Source organism: Bradyrhizobium sediminis (assembly GCF_018736085.1).
Classification (GTDB): Bacteria; Pseudomonadota; Alphaproteobacteria; order Rhizobiales; family Xanthobacteraceae; genus Bradyrhizobium; species Bradyrhizobium sediminis.
The window spans coordinates 371177-397525 of sequence record NZ_CP076134.1 but is presented as its reverse complement, the minus strand read 5'-3'; the positions used below and the strand labels follow the sequence as shown (position 1 = coordinate 397525).

General features: G+C 65.2%; 27 protein-coding genes. 18 read left to right on the top strand and 9 right to left on the bottom strand.

Annotated elements, in window-relative coordinates; genetic code table 11:
• Positions 1-23: 23 nt before the first annotated feature.
• On the bottom strand, positions 24-728 hold the full coding sequence (locus tag KMZ29_RS01965; RefSeq protein WP_249779807.1) for an arylesterase: 705 nt from the start codon (positions 726-728) through the stop codon (positions 24-26).
• Here KMZ29_RS01965 and KMZ29_RS01960 point away from each other — a divergent pair.
• From KMZ29_RS01960 to KMZ29_RS01945, 4 genes are all read left to right on the top strand, one after another.
• On the top strand, positions 727-1461 hold the full coding sequence (locus KMZ29_RS01960) for an ABC transporter ATP-binding protein (protein ID WP_215622244.1): 735 nt from the start codon (positions 727-729) through the stop codon (positions 1459-1461). The genes KMZ29_RS01965 and KMZ29_RS01960 overlap by 2 nt on opposite strands.
• Positions 1458-4028, top strand: coding sequence for an ABC transporter permease (locus KMZ29_RS01955; protein WP_215622243.1), 2571 nt, complete (start codon positions 1458-1460; stop codon positions 4026-4028). Before KMZ29_RS01960 ends, KMZ29_RS01955 begins: the two co-directional genes overlap by 4 nt.
• Before the next feature lie 244 nt (positions 4029-4272).
• Positions 4273-5064 (top strand): Bax inhibitor-1/YccA family protein, encoded by a 792-nt coding sequence (locus KMZ29_RS01950; protein WP_215622242.1) that lies wholly within the window; start codon positions 4273-4275, stop codon positions 5062-5064.
• A gap of 83 nt (positions 5065-5147) precedes the next feature.
• On the top strand, positions 5148-5678 hold the full coding sequence (locus KMZ29_RS01945; RefSeq protein ID WP_215622241.1) for a GNAT family N-acetyltransferase: 531 nt from the start codon (positions 5148-5150) through the stop codon (positions 5676-5678).
• Between the two features lie 173 nt (positions 5679-5851).
• On the opposite strand, the gene KMZ29_RS01940 is transcribed toward KMZ29_RS01945, so the two are convergent.
• From KMZ29_RS01940 to acnA, 3 genes are all read right to left on the bottom strand, one after another.
• A complete protein-coding gene (locus tag KMZ29_RS01940) occupies positions 5852-6223 on the bottom strand; it encodes a DUF2794 domain-containing protein (RefSeq protein ID WP_215622240.1) in 372 nt (123 codons plus the stop codon).
• Between the two features lie 485 nt (positions 6224-6708).
• Positions 6709-7473 (bottom strand): DUF1223 domain-containing protein, encoded by a 765-nt coding sequence (locus KMZ29_RS01935; RefSeq protein ID WP_215622239.1) that lies wholly within the window; start codon positions 7471-7473, stop codon positions 6709-6711.
• Between the two features lie 124 nt (positions 7474-7597).
• Entirely contained in the window at positions 7598-10318 is a 2721-nt protein-coding gene (acnA, locus tag KMZ29_RS01930) for an aconitate hydratase AcnA (RefSeq protein ID WP_215622238.1), read from the bottom strand.
• Positions 10319-10541: 223 nt separating this feature from the next.
• On the opposite strand from acnA, the gene ccmA reads away from it, so the two are divergent.
• The 6 genes from ccmA to KMZ29_RS01900 all read left to right on the top strand — a co-directional run bounded on the left by ccmA (position 10542) and on the right by KMZ29_RS01900 (position 14035).
• Entirely contained in the window at positions 10542-11144 is a 603-nt protein-coding gene (gene ccmA / locus KMZ29_RS01925) for a heme ABC exporter ATP-binding protein CcmA (RefSeq protein ID WP_215622237.1), read from the top strand.
• Positions 11141-11809, top strand: a complete 669-nt coding sequence (gene ccmB, locus KMZ29_RS01920) for a heme exporter protein CcmB (RefSeq protein WP_215622236.1) — start codon at positions 11141-11143, stop codon at positions 11807-11809. The genes ccmA and ccmB overlap by 4 nt, the downstream gene beginning before the upstream one ends.
• A 93-nt stretch (positions 11810-11902) precedes the next feature.
• Positions 11903-12634 carry a heme ABC transporter permease gene (locus tag KMZ29_RS01915; RefSeq protein WP_215624099.1) on the top strand — a complete coding sequence of 244 codons (732 nt, stop codon included), beginning with the start codon at positions 11903-11905 and terminating at the stop codon, positions 12632-12634.
• Positions 12635-12639: 5 nt separating this feature from the next.
• The gene (gene ccmD / locus KMZ29_RS01910; RefSeq protein ID WP_215622235.1) at positions 12640-12816 is read left to right on the top strand and encodes a heme exporter protein CcmD; all 177 of its coding nucleotides are present in this window, start codon (positions 12640-12642) and stop codon (positions 12814-12816) included.
• Positions 12816-13403, top strand: coding sequence for a DsbE family thiol:disulfide interchange protein (locus KMZ29_RS01905; RefSeq protein WP_215622234.1), 588 nt, complete (start codon positions 12816-12818; stop codon positions 13401-13403). Before ccmD ends, KMZ29_RS01905 begins: the two co-directional genes overlap by 1 nt.
• A 266-nt stretch (positions 13404-13669) precedes the next feature.
• Positions 13670-14035 (top strand): ComEA family DNA-binding protein, encoded by a 366-nt coding sequence (locus tag KMZ29_RS01900; RefSeq protein ID WP_215604465.1) that lies wholly within the window; start codon positions 13670-13672, stop codon positions 14033-14035.
• 124 nt (positions 14036-14159) lie between these two features.
• Here the strand turns inward: KMZ29_RS01900 and KMZ29_RS01895 are convergent, their stop codons facing one another.
• Together KMZ29_RS01895 and ftsY are read right to left on the bottom strand one after the other, a co-directional pair.
• Positions 14160-14762 (bottom strand): septation protein A, encoded by a 603-nt coding sequence (locus KMZ29_RS01895; protein ID WP_215624098.1) that lies wholly within the window; start codon positions 14760-14762, stop codon positions 14160-14162.
• 126 nt (positions 14763-14888) lie between these two features.
• Positions 14889-15836: a signal recognition particle-docking protein FtsY gene (gene ftsY / locus KMZ29_RS01890; RefSeq protein ID WP_215622233.1), complete on the bottom strand. Its 948-nt coding sequence runs from the start codon at positions 15834-15836 to the stop codon at positions 14889-14891.
• A 52-nt stretch (positions 15837-15888) separates the two neighbouring features.
• Here ftsY and KMZ29_RS01885 point away from each other — a divergent pair, with 52 nt between their 5' ends.
• A complete protein-coding gene (locus KMZ29_RS01885; RefSeq protein ID WP_215624097.1) occupies positions 15889-16587 on the top strand; it encodes an RluA family pseudouridine synthase in 699 nt (232 codons plus the stop codon).
• Between the two features lie 121 nt (positions 16588-16708).
• Here the strand turns inward: KMZ29_RS01885 and mtaB are convergent, their stop codons facing one another.
• On the bottom strand, positions 16709-17998 hold the full coding sequence (gene mtaB / locus KMZ29_RS01880) for a tRNA (N(6)-L-threonylcarbamoyladenosine(37)-C(2))-methylthiotransferase MtaB (RefSeq protein WP_215622232.1): 1290 nt from the start codon (positions 17996-17998) through the stop codon (positions 16709-16711).
• 3 nt (positions 17999-18001) lie between these two features.
• The gene (gene dapF, locus KMZ29_RS01875) at positions 18002-18874 is read right to left on the bottom strand and encodes a diaminopimelate epimerase (protein ID WP_215622231.1); all 873 of its coding nucleotides are present in this window, start codon (positions 18872-18874) and stop codon (positions 18002-18004) included.
• A gap of 227 nt (positions 18875-19101) precedes the next feature.
• Between dapF and KMZ29_RS01870 the strand changes: the two genes are divergently transcribed.
• Both KMZ29_RS01870 and KMZ29_RS01865 read left to right on the top strand, forming a co-directional pair.
• Entirely contained in the window at positions 19102-19854 is a 753-nt protein-coding gene (locus KMZ29_RS01870) for a GyrI-like domain-containing protein (RefSeq protein WP_215622230.1), read from the top strand.
• Between the two features lie 5 nt (positions 19855-19859).
• Entirely contained in the window at positions 19860-20561 is a 702-nt protein-coding gene (locus tag KMZ29_RS01865) for an SIMPL domain-containing protein (RefSeq protein WP_215622229.1), read from the top strand.
• Between the two features lie 287 nt (positions 20562-20848).
• Here the strand turns inward: KMZ29_RS01865 and KMZ29_RS01860 are convergent, their stop codons facing one another.
• Positions 20849-21823: an MBL fold metallo-hydrolase gene (locus tag KMZ29_RS01860; RefSeq protein WP_215622228.1), complete on the bottom strand. Its 975-nt coding sequence runs from the start codon at positions 21821-21823 to the stop codon at positions 20849-20851.
• Between the two features lie 438 nt (positions 21824-22261).
• Here KMZ29_RS01860 and ffh point away from each other — a divergent pair, with 438 nt between their 5' ends.
• The 5 genes from ffh to rplS all read left to right on the top strand — a co-directional run bounded on the left by ffh (position 22262) and on the right by rplS (position 26265).
• Entirely contained in the window at positions 22262-23812 is a 1551-nt protein-coding gene (gene ffh, locus KMZ29_RS01855; RefSeq protein WP_215622227.1) for a signal recognition particle protein, read from the top strand.
• 133 nt (positions 23813-23945) lie between these two features.
• Positions 23946-24281: a 30S ribosomal protein S16 gene (gene rpsP, locus KMZ29_RS01850; protein ID WP_215622226.1), complete on the top strand. Its 336-nt coding sequence runs from the start codon at positions 23946-23948 to the stop codon at positions 24279-24281.
• A gap of 19 nt (positions 24282-24300) precedes the next feature.
• Positions 24301-24816, top strand: a complete 516-nt coding sequence (gene rimM / locus KMZ29_RS01845; protein WP_215622225.1) for a ribosome maturation factor RimM — start codon at positions 24301-24303, stop codon at positions 24814-24816.
• Positions 24817-24922: 106 nt separating this feature from the next.
• On the top strand, positions 24923-25657 hold the full coding sequence (trmD, locus tag KMZ29_RS01840; protein WP_215622224.1) for a tRNA (guanosine(37)-N1)-methyltransferase TrmD: 735 nt from the start codon (positions 24923-24925) through the stop codon (positions 25655-25657).
• A gap of 227 nt (positions 25658-25884) precedes the next feature.
• Positions 25885-26265 carry a 50S ribosomal protein L19 gene (rplS, locus tag KMZ29_RS01835; RefSeq protein WP_215622223.1) on the top strand — a complete coding sequence of 127 codons (381 nt, stop codon included), beginning with the start codon at positions 25885-25887 and terminating at the stop codon, positions 26263-26265.
• The last annotated feature ends 84 nt before the right edge of the window (positions 26266-26349 follow it).

Sequence of the window (26349 nt, the reverse complement as noted above, 5' to 3'; positions counted from 1 at the left end):
CAAGGGTTATCGCTGCCTGTTTTTCAACTGCGTTGCCCGGAGACCGCACCGAGAAATGCCTCCACCGTAGGCAGGATGTTCTTGACGATGACATCGATCCCCTCCGCGGTCGGATGCAGCCCATCGGCCTGGTTGAGTCTCGCGTCAGCGGCAACGCCCTCCAGAAAGAACGGATAAAGCGGCACGCCGAATTCCCTGGCGATATCGGGATAGATCGCGTTGAAGCGGGCCGAATAGTCGGCCCCGTAATTCGGCGGCGCAACCATCCCGCACAACAGGACCGCGATCTTGCGCGCCTTCAGGCGGGTCAGAATATCCGAAAGCGCCGATCGGGTGATCCTGGGGTCGGTACCGCGCAGGGCGTCGTTGGCGCCGAGCTCGACGATCACGGCATCGGTTCCCTGCGGCACCGACCAGTCGAGCCGGTCGCGGCCCCCCGAACTGGTGTCGCCGGACACCCCGGCATTGATCATGTCGACCGCTATCCCCTTGGACTCCAGAGCTTTTTGCAAGCGGCCCGGGAATGCGGCAGAGGCCGACAGGCCAAGGCCGGCGCTCAGCGAATCGCCCAATACGACCATCTTGACCGGCCTGCTCTCCCGGGTCGCGGTGGTCTGGGCCAGGGCCGTTCCGGGCACCAGCAGGACCAGGCCCAACACGAGCATGTGCACGAACATCCGCGCCGCCCCCTCGACCTCGCTCAAGGAAGTGCCATATGACCGGACCATGGACAGTCTCATCGAATCCTCTTCACTGGCCGGCCTTGAGCCGGACACCATTGCCATCTCGGACGTCAATCTCTCGCTCGGCGCCGGCGCGGCCCGCGTCCATATCCTGAAGGATATCAGCCTGCGCGTGGCGCCGGGTGAAGCAATCGGCCTGATCGGACCGTCAGGCTCGGGAAAATCCACCCTGCTGATGGTGATGGCGGGATTGGAGCGTCCTGACAGCGGAAAGGTGGTGGTCAACGGCACCCCGTTCAATGCCCTCGACGAGGACGCGCTGGCCCGCTTTCGCGGCCGCCATGTCGGCATCGTGTTCCAGTCGTTTCATCTGATCCCGACCATGACGGCGCTGGAAAATGTCGCGGTGCCGCTGGAACTCGCCGGCAACCCCGATGCGGCGCGGCGCGCGGCCGAGGAGCTGGCGTCGGTCGGCCTCGGCGACCGGCTGCATCATTATCCCACGCAATTGTCCGGCGGCGAACAGCAGCGCGTGGCGCTCGCCCGCGCGCTGGCGCCGGACCCCGCGATCCTGGTGGCGGACGAGCCCACCGGCAATCTCGATGAGACCACCGGCAGGCAGATCGTCGATCTCCTTTTCACCAAACATGCCGAGCGCGGCATGACGCTGGTGCTGGTCACCCACGACACCTCGCTGGCACATCGCTGCGACCGCGTGGTGCGGCTGCGTTCGGGCCGCATCGAAGCCCAGCCAGCGGATCGCGAAGCCGCTTCATGAGCATGGCCGCCGAACCCGCCTCCGGCAGCCGCGCCGCATCGCTGGCGCTGCGCTACGCGCTCCGCGAACTGCGCAGCGGCCTGCGCGGCTTCTACGTTTTCATCGCCTGCATCGCGCTCGGCGTGATGGCGATTGCAGGCGTCGGCTCGGTCGCGGCGAGCCTCGGCGAGGGACTGGCGCGCGAAGGCCGCACGCTGCTCGGCGGCGATGTCGCTTTCTCCCTGATCCAGCGCGAAGCCAAGCCGGAGGAAGTCGCATTTCTGCGCTCGCGCGGCGAAGTATCCGTCGCGGCGACATTGCGCGGCATGGCGCGCAGCGGCGACGGCCGCCTCGCCCTGGTCGAGATGAAGGCGGTGGACCGCAATTACCCGATGCTCGGCGAACTGACGCTCGATCCCAAAATGCCGGTGGCGGATTTGCTTGCAGAGCGTGACGGCGCATTCGGCGCAGCCGCCGATTCGACCTTGCTGGCGCGGCTCGACCTCAAGGTCGGCGACCGCATCGGCATCGGCAGCGCGACCTTCCAGATCCGCAGCGTGGTCGGCGCGGAACCCGACAAGCTCGCCGGCGGCGTCGGCCTCGGCCCGCGCTTCCTGGTCAGCGAAGCCGGCCTGCGCGCGACCGAATTGCTGCAGCCTGGCAGCCTGGTGCGCTGGATCTACCGGGTCAGGCTGCCGGACAACGCCGCGGACGATCGCGCCGCGACCGCGCTCGCCAACGATGCGCGAAGCACCCTGCCGGAGGCCGGCTGGGAGATTCGCAGCCGCGGCAACGCCTCGCCGCAGCTCGAGCGCACCATCAACCGCTTCACCCAGTTTTTGACGCTGGTCGGCCTGGCCGCCCTGCTGGTTGGCGGCGTCGGCGTCGCCAACGCCGTCAAGAGCCATATCGATCGTAGGCGCGACGTCATCGCCGCGTTCAAGGCGCTGGGCGCCACCGGCCGCGACGTCTTCACCATCTATCTGACGCAGGTGGTCGTGCTCGCCACCATCGGCTCGGCGATCGGCCTCGCCGCCGGCGCGGCGCTGCCGTTCGTCATCGTCGGCATGTTAGGCAAGCTTCTGCCGCTGCCGGTGGTGCCGGCGCTGCATCCGGATGAACTGGCGCTGTCACTCGTCTATGGGCTCTTGACCGCGCTCGCCTTCGGGCTGTGGCCACTCGGCCGGGTCCATGACGTGCCTGTCGCGGCGCTGTTCCGCGAGGCGGTCACCAGCGAGTGGCATCGCCCGCGCTGGCGCTATCTGGCGCTGATGGCGGTGGTGATCGCGCTGCTGGTCGGGGTGGCGATCGGGCTCGCTTACGACAAGCGCGTCGCCACCGTGTTCGTCGCTTCCTCGGTCCTGGTGTTCGCGCTGCTGCGCGGCATCGCCGCCGGATTGATGGCGCTGGCCCGCCGCCTGCCGCGCAGCCGCATCACCATGCTGCGGCTGGCGATCGCGAACATCTACCGGCCCGGCGCGCTGACGCCGTCGGTGGTGATGTCGCTCGGGCTGGGCCTGGCGGTGCTGGTCACCATCACCCAGATCGACGGCAATTTGCGGCGGCAATTCCTGGCCGCGCTGCCCGAGCGCGCGCCGTCGTTCTATTTCATCGATATTCCGACCAACGAGGCCGACCGCTTCGGCGCATTCCTGAAAGAGACCGCGCCGCAATCCACCGTCGAGGACGTGCCGATGCTGCGCGGCCGCATCGTCGCCGCCCGCGGCGTCAAGGCGGAAGACCTCAAGCCCTCGAGCGACACCGAATGGGTGCTGCAGAGCGACCGCGGCCTGACCTATACCGGCGAACTCCCCAAGGGCTCCAAGGTGGTCGAGGGCGCATGGTGGGGCGCCGATTATAACGGGCCGCCGCTGGTCTCGATCGAGAAAAAGATCGCCGACGGGCTCAAGCTCAAGATCGGCGACGAGATCGTCGTCAACGTGCTTGGCCGCGACATCCCGGCCAGGATCGGCAATATGCGCACCATCGACTGGCAGGGCCTCGGCATCAATTTCGTGCTGGTGTTCTCACCCAACGCCTTCAGGGGCGCGCCCCATACCCATGTCGCGACCCTGACCGAGACCCACCCGGACTCGGCCGGCGACGCCAGGATCATCAAATCGGTGGCCGACGCCTTCCCGATGGTGACGAGCGTGCGGGTCCGCGAGGCGCTGGAGACCATCGGCACGGTCGTGACCAACCTGGTGCTGGCGATCCGCGGCGCCAGCGCGGTGACGCTGATCTCGGCCATTCTGGTGCTGGGCGGCGCGCTCGCCGCCGGCCATCGCCACCGGGTCTACGACGCCGTCATTCTCAAGACCCTGGGCGCCACAAGGGTGCGGCTGCTCGGCGCCTACGCGCTGGAATATCTGCTGATCGGGCTGGCGACCGCCGTTTTCGGGGTGATCGCCGGTTCCATTGCGGCCTGGCTGATCGTCACCCGGCTGATGACGCTGAGCTTCATCTGGCAGGCCGGCAGCGCCGCGGGCGTGGTGGCGGCGGCGCTGGTGGTGACGGTGGGACTGGGGCTCGCCGGCACCCTGCTGGCCCTGAATCAGAAGCCGGCCACCGTGCTGCGGAATTTATGACAATTTGCAGCGGCGACTGGCCGCAGGGTTAACGGGCAATTTGGCCGAATTAGTACCGCGGAGCGACATTCAGCCGCGCATCGAAGCTTGCGATGAATGTGTTAGTTTCCCACATACCAGCCTGAGCCAGACGCAGGCTCGATGACATGAAATTAATGTCAGCGAGCCGCGCTATCTGGGATAGTTTCGAACCGGCGCCGCAAACCCTTTGCGTTCCGCCGGGCCAACCAACGGGAATTCGACCATGTCGGACCTAGACCGCAACTACGCTTCTCCTTTCGGCCGGGCCGCCGGGCGCATTGACGCTGCGACCGTCGACGCCGGTCTGCGCTCCTACATGCTGCGCATCTACAACTACATGAGTATCGGGCTGGCCATTACCGGCCTGGCCGCGCTCGGCGTCTACATGGCGGCGGTGACAACCGACCAGGCAGGCGCCGCGGCCAAGTTCGGCAACGCCTTCCTGACGCCGTTCGGCTACGCGATGTATGTCAGCCCGCTGAAATGGCTGTTCATCCTGGCGCCGCTCGCCATGGTGTTCGCGATCTCGGCCGGCATCGAACGGTTGCGGCCCGCGACCGCCCAGATGCTATTCTGGGTGTTCTCGGCGCTGATGGGCATTTCGCTGTCGTCGATCTTCCTGGTGTATACCCACACCTCGATCGTGCGGGTGTTCTTCATCACCGCGGCCACCTTCGGCGCGCTGAGCCTCTACGGCTACACCACCAAACGTGACATGACCGGCATGGGCTCGTTCCTGATCATGGGCCTGTTCGGCATCATCATCGCGAGCCTGGTCAACCTGTTCCTCGCCAGCTCGATGCTGCAGTTCGTGGTGTCGGTGGTCGGCGTGCTGGTGTTCGCGGGCCTCACCGCCTGGGATACCCAGCGGCTGAAGAACGACTACATCTACGGCTATGCCTCGCAGGGCGGTGAAGTGGCGGAGCGTGCGGCGATTACCGGCGCACTGTCGCTCTACCTGAACTTCATCAACCTGTTCACGCTGCTGCTGCAGCTGCTCGGCCAGCGCGACTGACCGCCGGCCTGAGCGGACGAATTCGAGCCCCGGCCCTGCGGCCGGGGCTTTTCTTTTGCGGCAGGCAAAAATAATCTCCGGCCATGCAGACTCTCGAAATCCGGCCCACCGCCACGGCCGACCTCCCCGCCATCACCGAAATCTACGAGCACGCGGTCCGCTACGGCACCGCGACCTTCGAGCTGATCCCGCCTGACCTCGACGAGATGACGCGGCGCTTCAACGTGCTGACGGAGGGCGGCTTTCCCTATTTCGTCGCCGCCCTCGAGGGCCGGGTGGTCGGATACGCCTATGCCGGCGCCTACCGGCCGCGGCCGGCCTACCGCTTCACGGTGGAGAATTCGGTCTATCTGCAGCCCGCGATCCATCGGCGCGGGGTCGGCCTGAAATTGCTGCAGCGGCTGATCGCCGAATGCGAGGCCCGCGGCTACCGGCAGATGATCGCGGTGATCGGCGATTCCGCCAACGCCGGATCGATCGGCGTGCATGCCAAGTGCGGATTCCAGATGATCGGAACCCATCCCGATGTCGGCTTCAAATTCGGCCGCTGGCTCGACACCGTGATGATGCAGCGCGCCCTCGGCGACGGCGGCAAGACGCTGCCCGCGGGATAAGCCGTGTCCCGGACCCGGCCCTTTGGCGATGCAACCGCAGGACCTAGTCAAAAAATCGCGAAAACAACCCCATGCAAAGTAACCCGATGGGCGTAATCCGGGACCAATGCGACCTCTGCCCCGGATTTCGCTTCGCTACATCCGGTCTACAGACTACAGGATCGATCTGAACGTCACACTACCGCCAGCTTGCGGTCGATCACCAGCAGCACGCGGTCGAGTTCGTGGCCGCGGCGCAGGATCAGCCCGCCAGCCGAGATCACGCTGTAGATCCCCTGCTTGCGCGCCAGCCGCGGATCTTTTTCGATGCGATAGATCGGCACTTCCGAAGCGCGGCGGAACACCGAGAACACCGCACGGTCTTTGAGAAAGTCGATAGCGTAGTCGCGCCATTCGCCGTCGGCGACCATGCGCCCGTACAGATTCAGGATACGGTTGAGTTCCACACGATTGAACGTCACCAGGCCCGGCAACGGGCTCGCAGCGGCACCGCGCGCCGCTGCGCGAATTTCGCTTGGGTCGGCTTCCTCCGATATTGAACTCATGGGAGCGCCTCCTGTCATCCGGCCGACATGATCGCGCCAACTGCGGGCGGCTGCAAGAGGCGATGGCGGCGCCGCCGGGATTCGCGCGCAACGGAACCTTTTCCGGCCCGGAATCGGCCGTCACGGGATCGTTAGCGGAATCATAATGCCGCCCTACTTCCGCCCAGCGACCGCCCCGCTGGATTGCGAGAAAGAATCACTGCGTCGGCCCGGTCCTTTCGGTTCCGGATTCCTCAGCCCCCAGCCCCCCGGGGTCGTCGGGATCGGGCCAGTTCGCAGGATAGTTTATCCCCATACTGGACCAGCGAAAGTTGGTCCTTTTTCTTTTTGGGGGATGTTGTCTCTTCAGGAAGCGGCGTCACTCCGGGGCGCGAGTGAAAACGAGCGAAGGAATCCGGAAGTCATTCGCGCGAGATTCCCCGATGTGCAATTGCACATCTGAGGTTCGCGCTGATGCGCGCCCCGGAATGACGGGTAGGGAGAGTTCAGTGCAGCGGCGTGTAGGCCGCGCCGAGCATCAGCCCGGGCTTGTCGCGGCTGCCGTCCTGGAGATAGACCACCGCGGCATCGACGCCTTCGCGGGAAATGTTTTCCAGCGGCACGGTCCAGCTGCCGGACGAGCCGTTCCAGTCGCCCACTTTCAGCAGGTTGCGCACCACATTGTAGTAGGTGACCTTCTGGCCGCGATTCTCGCCGCGCCCGATCGCAATCGGCACCGCTTTTGAGACCGAGCAGATCCAGACTTCGCCATGCGCGGCCGCGGGGCCCTTGTTCGAGTCCGCGACCGAAACGGTAATCTGCTTGCCGGCCAGCGTCATCGACACCGGCACCGACATCACGCGCTCGGCCTTGCTGGTGTCGCCGATCGCACCTTCGATCTTGCCGCGATCGCTGCCGATCACATGCACCGATCCGTTGACGATGACCTGCGGCGTGTAGACGTCGCGGTCACCACGCATCCTCGAATAGGCTTTCTGGCGCGCGCTGAAGCGCGAATCCGCCAAGGTGTCCTTCCAGCCGAGATAATCCCAGTAGTCGATCGGCATGCTCAGCGCGATGATGGATGGATCCTTGGCCAGTTCGCCGATGATCCTGTCGGCCGGCGGACATGACGAACATCCCTGCGAGGTGAACAGCTCCACCACCGCGCGCGGCTCGGCATGGGCGGGGCGGATGATCGCGATGATCGCGCAGACGCCGAGCGCACTCGACCACCGCGAAATGCAATTATAGGCCATCATCACTGTCATTCTGGGAAACCGAGGAATACCTGCATCGGCGTTAAGAATTAAGGCCTAAACGCGCGAAGGCGGCCTTTGATAGGCCGCCTTCGCTTCACTCGCTACTCACTTCGAGGTGAGCCACCGATCACGATTACGCGGCCAGCTTGCGCAGGACGTAATGCAGGATGCCGCCGTTACGGTAATAATCGAGTTCGTCGAGGGTATCGATGCGGCACAGCAGCGACACCCGCTGCAGCGCGCCGTCGCCGGACACGATCTCCGCCGTCAGCTTCTGCCGCGGCTTCAGATCGCCCTGCAACCCGCGGATCGTTACCTTCTCGTCACCCTTCAATCCGAGCGACGACCACGACGCACCCTCCTCGAAGGTCAGCGGCAGCACGCCCATGCCGACGAGGTTGGAGCGGTGGATGCGCTCGAAGCTCTGGCAGATCACGGCGCGGACGCCGAGCAGCCGCGTTCCCTTCGCGGCCCAGTCGCGCGACGAGCCGTTGCCGTATTCGGCGCCGGCGAAAACCACCAGCGGCACCTGCTCGGCCTGGTACTTCATCGCCGCGTCGTAGATCGACATCTGCTCGCCGTCGGGCCAGTGCCTGGTCAGGCCGCCCTCGGGAATATTGCCGTCGGCGCCCTTCAGCATGAAGTTCTTGATGCGGATGTTGGCGAAGGTGCCGCGCATCATGACCTCGTGGTTGCCGCGCCGTGTGCCGTACTGGTTGAAGTCGGCCGGGCGCACCTGATGCTCGCTGAGGAATTTTCCGGCGGGCGAGGTCAGCTTGATCGAGCCGGCCGGCGAGATGTGGTCGGTGGTGATCTTGTCGCCGAACATTGCGAGAATCCGCGCATCGACGACGTCGACGATCGGCTCCGGCTCCTTCTTCATGCCCTCGAAATAAGGCGGGTTCTGCACATAGGTCGAGCTCATGTTCCAGCGATAGGTCTCGCTCTCGGTGGTCTTGATCTTGCGCCAGTTGGTGTCGCCCTTGAACACGTCGGCGTAGCGCTTCTTGAAGATCGTCGCGGTGACGAACTTCTTCATGTAGGCGTTGATCTCCTTGGTGCTCGGCCAGATGTCCTTCAGGTAGACCGGCTTGCCGTCCTTGCCGGTGCCGATCGGTTCCACCGCAAGATCCTTGGTGACCGTTCCGGCCAGCGCGTAAGCGACGACCAGCGGCGGCGAGGCCAGATAGTTGGCCTGCACATCCGGACTGACGCGGCCTTCGAAGTTGCGGTTACCCGACAGCACGGCAGCGGCGACGATGCCGTTGTCGTTGATCGACTTCGAGATCTCTTCCGGCAGCGGGCCGGAATTGCCGATGCAGGTGGTGCAGCCGAAGCCGACCAGGTTGAACCCGACCTTGTCGAGATCGGCCTGCAGTCCGGAATTGGAGAGATATTCCGCGACCACTTGGCTGCCGGGCGCCAGCGAGGTCTTGACCCACGGCTTTGCCTTCAGGCCCTTGGCGGCGGCGTTGCGCGCCAAGAGGCCGGCGCCGATCAGCACGCTCGGATTGGACGTGTTGGTGCAGGAGGTGATCGCGGCGATCACGACGTCGCCATGGCCGAGATCGAAATTGCGGTTCTCGACAGGATAGCGCGTCGCAGAATCCGCGGCCTTCTTGTATTCGCTGGTCATGGCAGCGGCGAATCCTTCGGCGACCGCGGGCAGCGCGACGCGGCCCTCGGGACGCTTCGGACCGGCCATCGACGGCACCACGTCGGCAAGATCGAGCGTCAGGGTCGTGGTGAATACCGGGTCCGCCGATTTGGCGGTGCGGAACAGGCCCTGCGCCTTGGCGTAAGCCGCCACCAGCGCAACGCGGTCGGACTTGCGGCCCGAGGTCTTGAGATAATCGATGGTCGCGGCGTCGACCGGGAAGAAGCCGCAGGTCGCGCCGTATTCCGGCGCCATGTTGCCGATGGTGGCCTTGTCCGCGACCGAGAGATGATCGAGGCCGGGGCCGAAGAATTCGACGAACTTTCCGACCACGCCCTGCTTGCGCAGCATCTGCGTGACCGTCAGCACCAGGTCGGTGGCGGTAACGCCTTCCTTGAGCTGACCCTTGAGCTTGAAGCCGACCACTTCCGGCAGCAGCATCGACAGCGGCTGGCCGAGCATGCAGGCTTCCGCCTCGATACCGCCGACGCCCCAGCCGAGCACGGCGAGGCCGTTGACCATGGTGGTGTGCGAATCGGTGCCGACGAGCGAATCCGGATAGGCGACCTCGAAGGTGCCCTTCTTCTTGCCGACGGTCATCTTCTCCTTCCTGGTCCACACCGTCTGGGCGAGGTATTCGAGATTGACCTGATGGCAGATGCCGGTGCCGGGCGGCACCACGGAGAAATTCGAAAACGCCTTCTGGCCCCATTTCAGGAACTCGTAGCGCTCCTGGTTCTGCTTGTATTCCTCGGTCACGTTCTTGCCGAACGCCTTGTTGTCGCCGAAGAAGTTTACGATCACCGAGTGGTCGATGACGAGATCGACCGGCACCAGCGGATTGATCTTTTCGGCGTCGCCGCCGAGCGCCTGCATGGCGTTGCGCATCGCGGCGAGATCGACCACCGCCGGCACGCCGGTGAAATCCTGCATCAGCACGCGCGCGGGGCGGAATGCGATTTCATGCTCGAGCGCGCGCTTCTTCAGCCACTTCGCGACCGCCTGAATGTCGGCCTTCTTGACCGTGCGGTCGTCTTCGTTACGCAGCAGGTTCTCCAGCAGCACCTTCATGGAATAGGGCAGCTTGGAGATTCCCTTCAGACCGTTCTTCTCGGCGGCGGGCAGGCTGTAATAGACGTAGGTCTTGGCGCCGACCTTGAGGGTCTTTTGGCATTTGAAGCTGTCGAGCGAGGTCATGTGAGGCAATCCCAATTGTCAGTTATACCCGGCAAGGGTATTTAAACACCGTCGGAGAGGCTGGGCCTGATGGCTTGCAGCGGCGGATTGTGTGCTGCATCAAGTTCCGGCTTATAGAATCTTTCCAAGGGCACCGCCACACCGGCAATCGTGCTGCAGCATCGCGGTACCCACAAATTCCGATGCGGTACCGATAGTTTCCAAAGGGCTGTGAAAGGGCAAAATGCGGCTCTCGGGACGGGGCGTCAGGTGTGTGCGGGGCGGCCGGGAGGTGTTCTCGGGTCTCGATTTCGAGGCGTCCGCAGGCGAGGCCCTGGCCATTATCGGCCCCAACGGCTCCGGCAAAACCTCGCTGTTGCGGCTGATCGCGGGCCTCCTGGCGGCTGCGGGCGGGTCGATCGGGCTCGAGGGCGGCGAAGGCGAACTGACCCTGCCCGAACAGGCCCATTATCTCGGCCACCGCGACGCGCTGAAACCTGCCCTCAGCGTGGCGGAAAATCTCGCCTTCTGGCGCGATTTCCTCGGCGGCGAGGCCTTCCCCGTCGCTGAGAGCCTTGCCGCAGTCGGACTCGATCATGCCGCCCACCTGCCGGCGGCATTCCTCTCGGCCGGGCAGCGGCGGCGGCTCTCGATCGCCCGGCTGCTCACCGCCAGGCGGCCGATCTGGCTGCTGGATGAACCGACCAACGCGCTCGATACCGCCGGGCAGGCCATGTTCGCCGCCCTGATGGCGGACCATCTCGCCCGCGGCGGCCTGATCATCGCCGCCACCCATGCACCGCTGGGAATTGCCGCCCGCGAACTGCGGATCGGAGGCGCGTCATGACCGTGCTGGCCGCCCTGATTCGACGGGACATCAGGATCGCGCTGCGGGTGGGCGGCGGGGCGCTGATCGGCGTGCTGTTTTTCCTCACCGTGGTGGTGCTGATGCCGTTCGCGGTCGGGCCCGACCTCGCGCTGCTGACACGGCTCGGGCCTGCGATTCTCTGGCTCGGCGCGCTGCTCGCCAGCCTGCTCACCCTCGACCGGCTGTTCATGGCCGACCATGACGACGGCTCGCTCGACCTGATCGTGATGAGCCGGACGCCGCTCGAACTGACCTGCGCCGCAAAGGCGCTGGCGCACTGGCTGGCCGCGGGATTGCCGCTGATCGTCGCCACCCCGGTGCTCGGCCTGTTGCTGAATCTCGATGCGACAGCGACCTCAGCCGTCGCGCTGACGCTTTTGGCGGGAACCCCGGCATTGACCTTTACCGGCATGATTGGCGCGGCGCTCGCCGTGACATTGCATCGCGGCGGACTGCTGCTGGCGGTGCTGGTGCTGCCACTGTCGATCCCGGTGCTGATCTTCGGCGTCTCCGCTTCGCAAGCCGCGATTACCGGGCCATTGTCGTTCGGAACCCCGTTTTCGATCCTGTGCGCGCTCTCGCTCGTCAGCCTCGTGATCGGACCATTCGCTGCCGCGGCGAGCCTCCGGCACGGCCTCGACTAAGCCCCAATTGACACCGATCAACTCTCGCAGAGGCTAAATGACACAAAGGAAGTCACGTTGCCCGCCGCACCCGCGGCGATTATCAGGGATGCCATGACGCTGATCGACCTTGCCAACCCCACGAAATTCCTGGCGCTGACCGCGCGCGTCTTGCCGTGGCTTGCGGCGCTGACTGCCGTCCTGCTGCTGGTCGGCCTCTATCAATCGGCGATGGCGCCCGACGACTACCAGCAGGGCTCGACCGTGAAGATCATGTTCGTGCACGTGCCGAATGCCTGGCTGTCGATGTTCGTCTGGGGCGTGATGAGCCTGGCCGCACTGGGCACGCTGGTGTGGCGCCATCCGCTCGCGGACGTCGCCGCCAAGGCCGCAGCACCTATCGGCGCCGCCTTTACCTTCCTGGCGCTAGTCACGGGCTCGCTGTGGGGGCGGCCGATGTGGGGCACCTATTGGGAATGGGATGCGCGGCTGACCTCGGTGCTGATCCTGTTTCTGATGTATCTCGGCCTGATCGCGCTGTGGCGCGCGGTGGAAGATCCGTCGCGCGCGGCGCGCGCCGCCGCGATCCTGACGCTGGTCGGCGCCCTCAATCTGCCGATCATCAAATTCTCGGTCGACTGGTGGAACACGCTGCACCAGCCGGCATCGGTGATGCGGATGGGCGGACCCGCGCTCGACCGCGCCTTTCTGGTTCCGCTGCTGGTGATGGCGGTGGCGTTTTCGCTGTTGTTCGTCACGCTGCACCTGGCGGCGATGCGCAACGAAATCCTGCGCCGCCGGGTGCGCAGCTTGCAGATGATGCAAGCCAGCCAGCGTTCAGCGTGAACCCGATGTCGCTCGGTCCCTACGCTTCCTTCGTCGTGACATCCTACGTGCTGGCGACAGCCGTGGTGCTGATCCTGATCGTCTGGATCGCGATCGATTATCGTCGCCAGAAGGCGCGGCTGCGCGAGCTCGAAGCCAGCGGCGTCACCCGGCGCTCCGGGCGCGGCGCGACGGAGATCTGATGAGCGAGCCCCGGTCCCCGGACGGATCGCCGCGAAGCCGGCGCTGGCTGGTGGCGCTGCCGCTCGTCGCCTTCATGGCGCTGGCCGGCCTGTTCCTGCTGCGGCTGTACGGCGGCGATCCCTCCAAAATCCCCTCCGCCCTGATCGGCCGCCCGGCGCCGCAAACCGCGCTGCCGCCGCTGCAGGGTCTCGTCCACAACGGCGTCCAGGTGCCCGGGCTCGATCCCGCCGCCTTCAAGGGCAAGGTCAGCGTCGTCAACGTCTGGGCCTCATGGTGCGTGCCGTGCCACGACGAGGCGCCGCTCTTGACCGAACTCGGCAAGGACAAACGGCTGCAGCTCGTCGGCATCAACTACAAGGATTCGCCCGACAACGCCCGGCGCTTCCTCGGCCGCTACGGCAATCCGTTCGGCATTGTCGGCGTCGACGGCAACGGCCGCGCCTCGATCGAATGGGGCGTCTATGGCGTGCCGGAAACCTTCGTGGTCGGACGCGACGGCACCATCGTCTACAAGATGGTCGGCCCGGTGACCCCGGCGAATTTCGACAGCGTGCTCAGGGCCGAGATCGACAAGGCGCTGAAGTGACGACGCAGTCGTCATTCCGGGGCATCGCACAGCGATGAACCCGGAAGCTCGAGATTCCCCGATGTGCAATGGCACATCCGAGGTTCGGCTCGGAGCCTGTCATCGGGCGGCGCAAAAGCGCCGACCCGTTGGAGCCGCCCCGGAATGACGCTAACAGCAAATATATTTTCGCTTTTATCTGCCGTTCATTTGGCGGCCATGGCGCCGCCACGAATTCGAAGCTAGCTTGATGGGCGTTACTTGAACCGTCCTTGGAGGGACACCCGATGCGTCATTTCACGCTTGCTTCACTTGCTGCAACTGCACTCACCCTTGGTTTGCTGACGGCTACGCCGGTCATGGCCCAGGCCACCCAGCCCGCCGCCAAATCCGACAGTAAAATGGCTCCCGCGCCGAAAGCGCCTGCCGCCGAATCGAAGATGGCGCCCGCCCCCAAGGTCGAACTGCTCGACATCAATTCGGCAACCGCCGAACAGCTCGATGCGCTCCCGGGTGTCGGCAAGGCCTATTCTGCTGCGATCATCAAGGGCCGGCCCTACAAGGGCAAGGACGAGCTGGTGCAGAAGAAGATCCTGCCCGAGAAGACCTATGACGGCATCAAGGACAAGATCATCGCCAAGCAGAAGAGCTGATCTTTCCGTCATTGCGAGCCAACGGGTCGGCGCGCAGCGCCGCCCGATGACAGGCTCCGCGAAGCAATCCATAGCAAGGCAAGATGGATTGCTTCGTCGCTTGCGCTCCTCGCAATGACGGGCTTTACCCCTTCGTCACGTCGCCCGCGTCGGCTTCGCTCGCTTCCAGCGAGGCCGGCGCCAGATGGTAACGCTTGGTCAGCGGCATCTGCGCAATCGCAAAGGCCATCGTCAGCGGAATCACGCCGAACGCCTTGAACGCGACCCAGAAATCGGTGCTCTGGGTACGCCAGATGATTTCGTTCAGGATCGCCATCGCGAAAAAGAACAGCGCCCAGCGCATGGTCAGGATACGCCAGCCATGCGGCGTGAGGTTGAACATCTGGTCGAACATGATCGCGATGAAGGAGCGGCCGAACAACAGCCCGCCGCCGAGGATCGCCGCGAACAGGCCGTAGATGATGGTCGGCTTGACCTTGATGAAGGTCTCGTCGTGCAGCACCAGGGTGAGCGTGCCGAACACGATGACGATAACGCCGGTGACCAGCGCCATCATGGGCACATGCTTCACCACCACGTAGGACGCGATCATCGCCGCGACGATCGCCACCATGAACGCGCCGGTGGCGACGAACAGGTTGAACTTGGCGTTGGCGACGAAGAAGACGATCAGCGGACCGAGTTCGGTCGCGAGCTTGAACAGCGGATGCGGCGTGGTCTTGTCCATAACGTATCCCATGTTGCTGTCATCATCCGCGTAGGCGGATGATCCAGTATTCCAGAGGCGCCTCGATTCCAACCAGCGGCGCGGCGTACTGGATGCCCCGCCTTCGCGAGGCATGACAAGAAAAACCTAAGACTCAATCCCTGCGATCGCCTGCGCAAAATCCCGCGCGGTAAACGGCGCGAGGTCGTCGATGCCCTCGCCGACGCCGATGAAGTGCACCGGCAGTTTGTGCTTCTCGGCCAGCGCCACCAGGATGCCGCCGCGCGCGGTGCCGTCGAGCTTGGTCATGACCAGACCGGTGACGCCTGCGGTACGATGAAACGCTTCCACTTGCGACAGCGCATTTTGTCCCACTGTGGCATCCAGCACCAGCAGCACCGCATGCGGCGCCGAGGCGTCGACCTTCTTGATGACGCGAACGACCTTTTCGAGTTCGTTCATCAATTCGGCCTTGTTCTGCAGCCGGCCGGCGGTATCGATCAAGAGCACGTCGAGCTTCTGCTCGCGCGCCGCCGTCAGCGCATTGAAGGCAAGGCTCGCGGAATCCGAACCCTGCGCGCCGGCAATGACCGGCGATCCGGTGCGCTCGCCCCAGATCTTCAACTGCTCGATGGCCGCGGCGCGAAAGGTATCGCCGGCCGCCAGCATCACCTTGCGCCCCTCGGCGCTCAATTTGGCGGCAAGCTTGCCGATCGTGGTGGTCTTGCCGGAGCCATTGACGCCGACCACCAGAATGACGAACGGCTTTTGCGTCTCGTCGATCACGAGCGGCTTCGCCACCGGCGACAGAACTTTCTCCACCTCGGTCGCGACCACGGTCTTCACATCGTCAGCCGAAATCGTCTTGTCGTAACGGCCGTGGCCGACCGCGGCCGAAATGCGTGCCGCGACCTCGGTGCCGAGATCGGCGCGCAGCAGCACGTCCTCGATATCCTCGAGCATCGCGCGGTCGAGCTTGCGCTTGGTGACGAGATCGGCCACCGCCGAGCCGAGCGAGCTCGAGGTGCGCTTCAGGCCGCCGGACAGCCGCCGCCACCAGCTCAGTTTTGTCTTTTCGGGAGTGGTATCGTTCATGCTGGGGGTGTGTTAGCGGTTTCGCGCCATGAGCGAAAGTCTCGACCGATCGATGGTTGTTCCCGAATTAACGGCGGATGAAATCCAGGCCCGCGTGCTCCACCGCGACGGGCTGATGCTGGTGATCGACAAGCCGGCGGGGCTGCCGGTGCATCGCGGCCCCAAGGGCGGCGCCAATCTGGAATCCTCCTTCGACGCGCTGCGCTTCGGCCTGCCGCGGCCGCCGGTGCTGGCCCACCGGCTCGACCGCGACACCTCTGGCTGTCTCGTGCTGGGACGCCACCGCAAGGCCACGGCCTCGCTCGGTCTGTTGTTCAAACATGGCAAGATTTCAAAAACCTATTGGGCGGTGGTCGAGGGCGGTCCTGCCGAAGATGAAGGCACCATCGACATGCCGCTCGGCCGCCTCAACGCCGAACGCGGCTGGTGGCAGAAACCGGATCCGGAAGGGCAGAAAGCGGTCACCAACTGGAGGGTGCTGGGGCGCGGCAATGGCCTCACCTGGCTCGCGCTCGAACCGGTCACCGGCCGCACCCATCAATTGCGCGTGCATTCGGCGGCCTCGGGCTGGCCGATCGTCGGCGACAATATCTACGGCAACGGCCCCCGTTTCGGCGAACCGACCCTGCACCTGCATTCCCGCGAAATCGTGATCCCGATCTCGAAGAACAAGGAACCGGTGCGCGTGGTGGCGCCTGCGCCGGGGCATTTGCAGGAGCGGCTTAGAGCGTGCGGGTGGAACGGGGAGTGACTGCGGGAAGTGGCGCAGTACCGCCAAACACACCGCCGTCGTCCTCCGCGAAAGCGGGGGACCCAGTATTCCAGAGACGTCTGAAATCAAACGAGAAGTCCCGGCGTACTGGGTCGCCCGGTCAAGCCGTGCGACGACAGTCTGGGATCAGCCGCGCGCCGTCATGTCCGGTGATCGCCAACTCCAGCACCGCGCCGGGCACCTCGCCCTCGATCGCCACCGGCACGAAATGTTCGGTGCGGCCTTGCGTGGCGCTCTCGATCAGCACCTGACGCGTCGCGCCGACCTCTGATGCCAATCGCTCTTGCAGCGCGGCCTCGCCGGTTGCCCGCAATCGCCGGGCGCGTTCCTTGATCGCGTTGCCGTTCACCTGCGGCATCCGCGCCGCCGGCGTGCCCGGCCGCGGCGAATAGGGGAACACGTGCAGGAAAGTGAGCCCGCATTCCTGCACCAGATCCTGCGAACGCGCGAACATCTCTTCGGTTTCGGTCGGAAACCCCGCGATGATGTCGGCGCCGAAAGCGATGTCCGGCCGCAGCCGCCGCACCTGCGCGCAGAACTCGATCGCGTCGGCGCGGGAATGCCGCCGCTTCATCCGCTTCAGGATCAGGTCGTCGCCCGACTGCAGCGACAGATGCAGATGCGGCATCAGCCGCTCGTCGTCGGCGATCACGTCGAGCAGATCGCGATCGGCCTCGATGGAATCGATCGAAGAAATCCGCAGGCGCTTCAATTCCGGCACATGCCGCAGGATTTGTTTGGTCAGTTGGCCGAGCTTCGGCGCGCCCGGCAGGTCGGCGCCGTAGCTCGTGAGGTCGACGCCGGTCAGCACGATCTCGGCATGGCCGCGTTCGGCCAGCACGCGGACCTGATCGACCACCGCGCCCATCGGCACCGAGCGCGAATTGCCGCGGCCATAGGGAATGATGCAGAAGGTGCAGCGGTGATCGCAGCCGTTCTGCACCTGCACGAATACGCGAGGCAAGCCCTTCGCAAAGCCTTCCAGCAGATGCGGCGCCATCTGTCTGACCGCCATGATGTCGGCGACTGCGATCTTTTCGCTTGCCTCGATGCCGAACGCCGGCGCCGTATCGAACGCCGCCCGCGCATTGCGCCAGGCTTGCCCGCGCATCTTGTCGTCATTGCCGACGACGCGATCGACCTCGGCCATGTCGGCGAACATCAAAGCCTGAGTCTGCGCCGCGCAGCCGGTGACGACGATGCGCGCCTCCGGCCGCTCGCGCTTCAGCCGCCGGATCGATTGCCGCGCCTGGGCGACGGCCTCGTTGGTGACGGCGCAACTGTTGATGACGATGGTGTCGGCAAGCCCGGCGCGCTCCGCCTCCCGCGCGATCACTTCGGATTCGAACGCATTGAGGCGGCAGCCGAAGGTGACGATCTCGACGCTCATGATTCAGGCGACGCTGGCGAACAGCGCCGGATCGAACCGCCCCTCATATTCGAAATCGGCGGTGCCCGTCATCAGCACGTGATCGTCGCCCTCGCGCCACTCGATCGAGAGCTTGCCGCCGGGAAGCGTGATCTCGACGGCACGGTTGGCGCGCTTCAGCCGCGCCGCGGCAACAGCGGTGGCGCAGGCCGCCGAGCCGCAGGCCTTGGTCAGCCCCGCACCGCGCTCCCAGGTGCGGATCGTGATGTGATCGCGATCGACGATATGGGCCAGCGTGATATTGGCGCGCTCGGGAAAGATCGGATGGTTTTCCAAGAGCGGCCCGAAGCGGGAGAGGTCGTAGGCGTTGACGTCGTCGACCCAGAAGATCGCGTGCGGATTGCCCATGTTGACGGCGGACGGCGAATGCAGCACCGGCGCGTCGATCGGCCCGACCTGCAGTTCGATGTAGCGGGTGTCGCGGAACTCTTCCGCCAGCGGAATATCCTGCCAGCCGAACTTCGGCGCGCCCATGTCCACGGTGTAGAGATCCGGACGCGGCCCCTGCCAGCAGTTCAGCAGCCCTGCCCTGGTCTCGAAGGTGACGGCGGTCTGGCCGGTCTTCTCGAACAGCCGCCGCACCACGCAGCGCATGCCGTTGCCGCAGGCGCCCGATTCGGAGCCGTCATTGTTGAAAATGCGGATGAAAGCCTCGGTGCCCGCAAGCCGCGGCGGCTGCAGCACCATCAGCTGGTCGTAGTGCACGCCGGCGGGGGAAGCGACCGCGCGCGCGTCCTCCGGCGTGACGGGGCCCGGCCTGTCGCGCAGATCGACCACGACGATCTCGTTGCCGATACCGTTCATCTTGGCGAATGCGTGGTTGGCGAGCGCGCTCATCGAGTTTCCGTAAATTATGCCTGTCTTATATGGCGAATATCCCCCGATTGGCCAGTGCGGCGAATCTGTGTCTGACCCCCGCGCCCGGCGGGCGGCGCGCATGACATATCTGTCATGAGACGGAATCGACCCTTGCGTGTTAACGTTGCGATGTCTGCATTTTGCCGGGCCCGATCCGGGGCGGGCCGGCAAACGGCAGCAGCCACACGGCCCAGGGGACCATCCGAATGAATTTTATGCGTTCTTACCGCACCACCATGATCGCGCTGATACCGCTGGCGGCGTTGACCTGGGGTGGCGCCGCGCTGGCGCAATCGCCGGCGGCCAACCCAACAGCCACGCCGGCCCCTCCCGCAGCGAGCAGTCCGGCGACACCGGCGCCGGCCCCGTCGGCGACCCCGAGCCCGGCGCCGACGGAGACCCCCGCCCCGGCAGCAAGCCCTTCCGTCCCGCCCGCGGCTCCCCCGGCCACCGCGCAGACCCCGGCAACGCCGCCGGCGGCCGCGCCGGTTCAGACCGCCGATCCCTTCGGCGAACAGATCACGCTGGAGCCCAAAAAGGTCGTCATCATCAAGGGCAACGCCGGCTGGGATTCGGCATTCGACACCCTGATCGATTCCTTCAAGGCGCTGACCGCGCTGCTCGAAAAGCAGGGCATCAAGGCAACGGGCAATCCGATGATCGTCTACACCTCGACCGACGATACCGGCTTCACCTTCCTCGCCGAAATCCCGATCGAGCAGGATCCTAAGAACCTGACCAAGGACATGAGCATCGGCAAATCGCCCGAGGGCAAGTCGCTGAAATTCGTCCATCGCGGGTCCTACGACAATATGGACAATACCTATGAGGCGATCACCAACCACCTCGACGAGAAGAAGCTCGAAGCCAAGGACACCTTCATCGAGGAATACCTCACCGATCCCCTGAAGACCGCCGAGGACAAGCTCGTCATCAACGTCTACGTGCCGCTGAAGTGAGAGCCATGAAACATCCTGGTCCCCTCGCCGCCGCCCTCGCCGCGATTGCGCTGCTTGCCGCGCCCGCGCTGGCCGAAACCGCGCCGCCGGCGATCTCCGTCACCGGCGAAGCCACCGTATCGGTGCCGCCCGATCTGGCGCAGGTCGATGGCGGCGTCACCTCGGAAGCCAAGACCGCGCGCGAGGCGTCCGAGGCCAACAACGCCGCGATGGGCAAGGTGCTGCTGGCGCTGAAGGCCGCCAATATCCAGGAAAAGGACATCCAGACCTCGCGGCTGTCGCTGCAGCCGCAATATGCGCCGAACCGCGCCGGGCCGTCGGCCGTCGTCGGCTACCGCGCCAGCAATCGGGTGACGATCAAGGTGCGCGACGTCAGCAAGGTCGCCGGCGTGATCGACACGCTGGTGGGCGCCGGCGCCAACGAGATCGGCGGCATCAATTTCATGGTGTTGCAGGCGTCGAAACTGCTCGACGAGGCCCGCGAAAAGGCGGTCGCCGATGCCCGCCGCAAGGCCGAGATCTACGCCAGGGCCGCCGGCGTCACGCTCGGCGCGCCGCTCAGCATTTCCGAAGAGGGCAATGCCCCGCCGGTGCCCTATCGCAGGATGGCCGCCGGCATGGTGGCGGCAGCCCCTGTGGCGCAAGGCGAGGAGACGCTTTCGGTGACGGTGAGCGTGTCCTGGGCGATCAAGGCGAGAGAGCCGTAGCTGTTCCAGCCAGAGCATGATGGGTTGGAGTTCAATCGATTCGCCCTCAGCGCGAAGCACCGGCGATCCGGGCCCCGGCCGGGGCGTGGCGCCTGCCTTAGGGCCGCGACAAAAAAACGCGAAAACAACCCCATGCAAAGTAGAGTTCCCCGTCTCGCAGCACGCGTGCTGCGCCGCGTCCGGGCCCGAAAAGGGGAATGGTCCGTCGTCGCCCCCAACCCGATACCATCCCGCTCCAAGTGCGCCTGCTCGTCAGAAGGGCTGCTTCGGCACGCGCGTTGCCTTCTCTAGATCTCGAACACCTGGCCCGGCTTCAGCGCCACGAACTTCTCGCGCGGAATCTTCGCCTCATCCAGCGCCTGACCCAGCGCCGCGGCCGGCGCGTCGATCGCCTCGTCGGTGAGCTGGAAGGTGCCGTGGTGATGCGCCAGCGCCTGCTCGGCGCCGCAGTCGGCCAGCGCCTTTACAGCGTCAGCCGGATTCATGTGCTGGTCCTTCATGAACCAGCGCGGCTCATAGGCCCCGATCGGGAGGATCGCCAGCCGCAAGGGGCCGTGCGCTTCGGCCACCTTTCGGAAATGCTTGCCCTCGCCATAGCCGGAATCGCAGACGATGTAGATCTTGCCCGCCGGCGTCTCGACCACGAAACTCGCCCACAATGCCCTGTTGCGGTCGAACAGGCCGCGCGCGGTCCAGTGCCGCGTCGGCACCAGGGTTACCGCGATGCCGCCGCCGAGTTCGACGCGGTCGTGCCAGTCGAACGCCTCGGCCTTGATCGCGGCATTGGCACGGCGCATCGCGACATCGTTGCCGAGCGGCGTGATCACGCGCGGGGCGTGCCTGTCCGCGAGCTTCGACAGCGTGGCGAGGTCGAGATGGTCGTAGTGACCGTGCGACACCAGCGCGATGTCGATCTCCGGCAGCGCGTCGAAGGCAATGCCGGGATCGTTGCGGCGCTTCGGTCCGGCAAAGCGCACCGGCGAGGCCCGCTCCGACCACACCGGATCGATCAGGATGTTCAGCCCCGAGGTCTGGATCAGCCAGCTGACATGGCCGACGAACGACAGCCGCACCTTGCCGCCATCGACGCGCGGCGGCGGCGTGTCGGCGTGCGGGCTCGGCACCCATTCCGGCCAGGCGCGCCGCTGCCGGTCCCAGCCGAATTGCCAGCGCAGCACCTCGCGGAGCGATTTCGGCGGCACGCCGTCGGGATCGAAAAACTGCTTGCCGTCGAAGTGGTCGGAGACAGGCCCGTCATACATGCTGCAAATCCAGACTGCCGCATTCAATGGTCCCGATTGGCCTGAAAATGCCCGTATCGGCAAGGGGGTGGCTGGCCTTCCGGCTTCACGAAAACGCCATTTTGCCGCGACTTTCCTTGACTTTCCGGGCTTGCGGAGGTTTAACCGCCGCAACTCTCGGAAAGACGTTCTTTTCGACCCGCCGCCCGGCCCAGGAGGCCGGAGGTCAACGCCCGACAGCGCGATGCGCCCTCGGGCGCAAAATTGTTTGGAATGCGGTCCCGGCGTACTGCCGAGACACAACAGGTCGTCATCACCCGCGAAAGCGGGTGATCCAGTATCCCAGAGCAGCTCGCTTGAGCCGAGAAGCTGCGGCGTACTGGATACCCCGCTTTCGCGGGGTATGACGACGGTGAGTAATGCAGTGCCTGCGACAGGCATGACGAAGGAAGTGCTGAATTGTTCGACAATCTGTCGGAAAAGCTTGGTGGCATTCTCGATCGGCTGACGGGGCGCGGGGCGCTGTCGGAAGCCGATGTCGACGCGGCGATGCGCGAGGTGCGCCGCGCGCTGCTCGAGGCTGACGTCTCGCTCGACGTGGTCCGCAGCTTCACCGACCGGGTCCGCGAGCAGGCGGTCGGCGCCACCGTGGTCAAGTCGGTGACCCCCGGCCAGATGGTGGTCAAGATCGTCCATGACGAGCTGATCGCCACGCTCGGTTCCGACGGCCAGACCATCGACCTCAACGCGGTGCCGCCGGTCGCGATCATGATGGTCGGCCTGCAGGGCTCCGGCAAGACCACCACCACCGCGAAACTCGCGCGCCGCCTGACCCAACGCGACAAGCGCAAGGTGCTGATGGCCTCGCTCGACATCTACCGCCCGGCGGCGATGGAGCAGCTCGCGGTGCTCGGTCGCGATCTCGAGATCCAGACTCTGCCGATCGTCGCCGGCCAGAAGCCGGCGCAGATCGCCAAGCGCGCGCTGGAAGCCGCCAAGCTCGGCGGCTACGACGTGGTGCTGCTCGACACCGCCGGCCGCACCACGCTCGACGAAGAGATGATGACGGAAGCCGCGGAAATCAAAACCGCCGCCAATCCGCATGAGGTGCTGCTGGTCGCGGATTCCTTGACTGGCCAGGACGCGGTCAATCTCGCGCGCTCCTTCGACCAGCGCGTCGGCCTCACCGGCATCGTGCTGACGAGGGTCGACGGCGATGGCCGCGGCGGCGCGGCGCTGTCGATGCGCGCGGTCACCGGCAAGCCGATCAAGCTGATCGGCACCGGCGAAAAGACCGACGCGCTGGAAGATTTTCATCCGAGCCGGATCGCCGGCCGCATTCTCGGCATGGGCGACGTGGTGTCGCTGGTGGAGAAGGCGGCGGCGAACATCGATGCGGAAAAGGCCGCGCGCGTCGCCGAGAAGATGCGCAAGGGCCAGTTCGACCTCGCCGACATGCGCGAACAATTGCTGCAGATGGCGAATATGGGCGGCATCAGCGGGCTGATGGGCATGATGCCCGGCATCGCCAAGATGAAGAACCAGATCGCCAACGCCGGGATCGACGACAAGATCATCAAGCGCCAGATCGCGGTAATCGATTCGATGACGCGGCAGGAGCGCAAAAGCCCCGATATCCTGAAAGCGAGCCGCAAGAAGCGCATCGCCGCCGGCGCCGGCGTCAAGGTCGAGGAAGTCAACAAGCTCTTGAAGATGCACCGGAACATGGCCGACATGATGAAGGCGATGGGTTCGGGCAAGCGCGGCCCCCTGGCCGGCATCGCGCAGGCCATGGGTTTTGGCGGCGGCATGCCGTCGCCGGAACAGATGAAGGCGCTGGCGGAGAAAATGCCGGGCGGCGCCGGACCGGGCGGCATGCCCGCGCTGCCGAAGGACCTTCCCGCGGGCCTGCGCACCGGCCTGCCTAATTTGCCGGGGCTGACGGGCCTGAGCGGCAAGCCGAACCTGCCGGGCCTCGGCGGCTTCCCCGGTCTGGGGAAGAAGAAATGACCTCTCGTTCGTCATTGCGAGCGCAGCGAAGCAATCCATCGTGCCACAGGCAAGAAAGCTGGATTGCTTCGCTGCGCTCGCAATGACGGAAATCACTCGCGTATTGAATTTCGAACTCAACCAGGAGAACTCAATGTCAGTCGTTATCCGCCTCGCTCGCGCAGGCACCAAGAAGCGTCCGGTCTATCACGTTGTCGTCGCCGACTCGCGCTTCCCGCGCGACGGCCGCTTCATCGAGCGTCTCGGCCACTTCAATCCGCTGCTGCCGAAGGACAACGAAGCGCGGCTGAAGCTCGACATGGACAAGGTCAAGTCCTGGCTCGCCAAGGGCGCGCAGCCGTCGGACCGCGTGTCGCGCTTCCTGGACGCCGCCGGCGTCGTCAAGCGCACCGCGCGTAACAATCCGGAGAAGGCCGTGCCGCGCAAGGAGCGCAAGGCCAACGCCGAAGCCGCCGCCAAGTCGGCTTAAAGCGTAACGGCGCGCGACGGTGGCAGCACCGATCTGCGTCGCTCGGATCGGCGCTGCGCATGGCGTGCGCGGCGCGGTGAAGCTATGGACCTTCACCGAGGACCCGTTTGCCGTGCAGGCTTACGGGCCGCTGATGACAAAGGACGGCGCGCGGCAATTTGAAGTGGCGACCGCGCGGGAAGCCAAGGGCCATCTGGTGGTGACGCTGAAGGGCGTCGCCACCCGCGAGGATGCCGAACGGCTCAACGGCCTCGAGCTCTACGTCGCGCGGGAAAAACTGCCCGATACCGACGAAGACGAATATTACCACGCCGACCTGGTCGGACTCGCCGCGGTCAACGCCGCCAATGAGCCGATCGGCCGCGTGATCGCGATCCACAATTTCGGCGCCGGCGACATCATCGAGATCGAGCCGCCCTATGGCGCAACGCTGCTGCTGCCGTTTACCAACGCCGTGGTGCCGACGGTCGATCTGAAGGCCGGGCATGTGGTGATCGAATTGCCGCGGGAGGTTGAGGGCGAAGATCACTCCTAACTCGTCATCGCCGGGCTCGACCCGGCGATCCATCTCTTGCAAAGGCGATGGATACGCGGGTCAAGCCCGCGTATGACGGTCTGAAATCATTCGCGATCGTTCGAAGATGGCTTCCGAGACAAAATCCTGGCGCGCGACCGTGCTGACGCTGTTTCCGGACATGTTCCCCGGCCCGCTCGGCGTCAGTCTGGCGGGCAAGGCGCTGGCATCCGGGCTGTGGGCGCTGGAGGCGCGGGATATCCGGGACTCGGCGACCGACCGCCATCGCAGCGTCGACGATACCCCGGCCGGCGGCGGCCCCGGCATGGTGCTGCGCGCCGACGTGCTGGCCGCCGCGATCGACGCGGCGGAGATCGCGCCGGATCGGCCGCGCCTTTTGATGAGCCCGCGGGGTCAGCCATTGACCCAGTCCCGGGTGGTCGAACTCGCCGCCGGACCCGGGCCGCTGATCGTCTGCGGCCGGTTCGAGGGTGTCGACCAGCGGGTGATCGAGGCCCGCCGGCTCGAGGAGATTTCAATAGGGGACTATGTGCTGTCGGGGGGCGAAATCGCCGCCATGGCGCTGATCGACGCCTGCGTCCGGCTGTTGCCCGGCGTGATGGGCAAGCTCGCTTCCGGGACCGAGGAGAGTTTTTCCGATTCCCTACTGGAATACCCGCAATATACCCGCCCGCAGGCCTTCGAGGGCCGGCAAATCCCGGAAGTCCTCACTTCCGGCGACCACGCCAAGGTGGCGGCCTGGCGGCAGGCCGAAGCCGAGGCCCTCACCAGGACCCGGCGGCCCGATCTGTGGGCCAAGCGGCCCGGCCAAAAACGTCCAAAAAACACGACGGACGGGTGACAAGCCGTTGCCTTTGCCGTATACGGGCGCCAAATCCGCGCACCGAGCATTTTCCGGCAAAGTGGCATTCCGGTTTGCCGCCAGAAAATGCTCGAATTTATTGAACTGCGCGTATTCTTTCCGCAAAACCGGTGTCCATTTTTGCGGAATACGCGCTACAGGATAAACGAACACCCGCGCAGCCCGCGCCTTGGCGGCTGGGGCGCGACGCCGATGGAGATTTTGCGATGAACCTAATTCAACAGCTCGAAAAAGAGCAGTTCGACAAATTGGCCGCCACCAAGACCATTCCGGAATTCGGCCCCGGCGACACCGTGATCGTCAACGTGAAGGTGGTCGAAGGCGACCGCTCGCGCGTGCAGGCCTATGAAGGCGTCTGCATCGGCCGCTCCGGCGGAGGGCTCAACGAGAGCTTCACGGTACGCAAGATTTCCTACGGCGAAGGCGTGGAACGCGTTTTCCCCGTGATGTCGCCGATGATCGACTCGATCAAGGTGGTCCGGCGCGGCAAGGTGCGCCGCGCCAAGCTGTATTACCTGCGCAGCCTGCGCGGCAAGTCAGCCCGCATCACCGAAAAGACCGACCGCGCCGCCGCCGTCGGCGAGTAGTTCTCCCTCATGGAGATGTGACGAAAAGCGCGGGGCTCACCCCGCGCTTTTTTGTTGCGGGAGTCGTCATTGCGAGGAGCGCTT